This window comes from Rhodococcus sp. MurmanLake-1 (genome assembly GCF_056945715.1).
Map to the genome: position 1 here is coordinate 1 of NZ_JBWZNF010000044.1, position 1,810 is coordinate 1,810.

Here is a 1,810-nt window from a genome sequence, read left to right on the forward strand (position 1 = left end):
CATAGTGTTGCGATTTTACAAAGAAATATTACATAAAAATGACATTCATAAGATTTCTTTAAAATTCTCGTTTCCGTTCATAATAAGAATGCTTACTTATACATTTATTTTATAAGGCAAACGTTACTTAGGAGGTTTTCGATGCGAAAGAAAATTTGGTTTATATGCCTTGCATTATTTATTACTATGATTTTCACTTCATGTAATGCAACAAATGCAAATTCGAAAGGAAAAATTAAACTTGGTGTAACAAGTTGGAAAGAAAATATTGCAACTGCAAACATGTGGAAAGTTTTATTAGAAGAAAAAGGCTACAAAGTTGAGCTCATGTATTTAGAAAAAGCCGCAATTTGGACTGGTGTCGCTCGTGGCGATGTTGATGCGAATTTAGAAGTATGGCTACCAGTTACAGATAAACCGCTAAACGATCGTTATAAAGATGATATTGTCTTAAAATCAAAATGGTACGAAGGTACTGGACTAGGTTTAGTCGTCCCTTCTTATATGAAAAACATAAACAGTATCGAAGATTTAAATGCTCATAAAGATGAACTAGATAATAAAATTGTCGGTATCGAACCCGGTAGTAGTCTTATGAATTTAACGAATAAAGCAATGAAAGAATATGATATAAAACTAAAACTTGTCCAATCTTCTGAAGCTGCGATGATGAGTGAACTAAAGAAAGCATATACAAAAAAGAAACCAATCGCTGTTACGCTTTGGAATCCGCATTGGGGTTTTTCAGAATTTGACTTAAAATATTTAAAAGACCCTAAGAAAGTATATGGTGAAAAAGATGACATTTATTACTCCGTTCGTAAAGGTTTCGAAAAAGATCACCCGGATATCATAAAATACTTTGATAAATGGAAAATGAACGATGAGCAGCTTGGTACATTAATGGTCGAGTTAAATAAAACGAAAGATCCCGAAGAAGCGGCACGAAAATGGATTAAGAACAATCAAGCGCTAGTTGATGAATGGGTAAAGGATTAATAAAAAGGCTAGAGAATTAACATATCCTCTAGCCTTTTTCATCTTATTTTTTCGTAACAACATCATCTACAATCCCATATACCTTCGCTTCTTCTGCAGTCATAAAATAATCTCTTTCTGTATCATGTGCTACTCTTTCAATCGGTTGGCCTGTTTTTTCTGCAATCATTTTATTAATATCATGCTTTAACTTTAATATTCTTTTCGCAGTTATTTCAATTTCTGTTGCTTGCCCTTGTGCACCACCAAGCGGCTGATGAATCATAATTTCACTGTTAGGAAGCGCAAACCGTTTTCCTTTTGCTCCTGATAATAATAACAATGCACCGAATGATGCCGCAAAGCCCATGCATAGCGTTTGCACATCTGGTTTAATTAAATTCATCGTATCTAATATTGCAAAACCTGCTGTCGTTGAACCTCCTGGGCTATTGATGTATAAATATATATCTTTTTCTGCATCTTCTGCTTCTAAAAATAATAATTGCGCTACGACACTACTCGCTACTTGATCGTTAATTTCTGAGCCGATAATAATAATGCGGTCTTTTAATAACCTTGAATATATATCATAGGAACGCTCTCCTAATTTTGTTTGTTCTACTACATATGGAATTGTATTCATTTTAAATTCCTCCAATACTTGTTATGCTGCGCAAAGCATACAACTGTAGGAAGAAGGTTGTTTCACATTAAATAATAAGACTGGCTGTTTAGATGGTAACTTAGTAAAATCTATTGACGGAAGCAGTTTCGTTAATAATTCCGGTCTCTCTTCTCGAATAGACGTTACTACAACTTCCATATCATC

2 protein-coding genes are annotated in these 1,810 nt (G+C 33.8%); one reads left to right on the forward strand and one right to left on the reverse strand.

Going from position 1 to position 1,810, the window contains the following annotated elements:
• Positions 1-141: 141 nt before the first annotated feature.
• The gene (locus tag AC2ETI_RS32470) at positions 142-999 is read left to right on the forward strand and encodes a glycine betaine ABC transporter substrate-binding protein (RefSeq protein ID WP_001227613.1); all 858 of its coding nucleotides are present in this window, start codon (positions 142-144) and stop codon (positions 997-999) included.
• Between the two features lie 43 nt (positions 1,000-1,042).
• Here AC2ETI_RS32470 and clpP read toward each other — a convergent pair whose 3' ends face one another.
• The gene (gene clpP / locus AC2ETI_RS32475; RefSeq protein ID WP_001092373.1) at positions 1,043-1,624 is read right to left on the reverse strand and encodes an ATP-dependent Clp endopeptidase proteolytic subunit ClpP; all 582 of its coding nucleotides are present in this window, start codon (positions 1,622-1,624) and stop codon (positions 1,043-1,045) included.
• Positions 1,625-1,810: the final 186 nt, after the last annotated feature.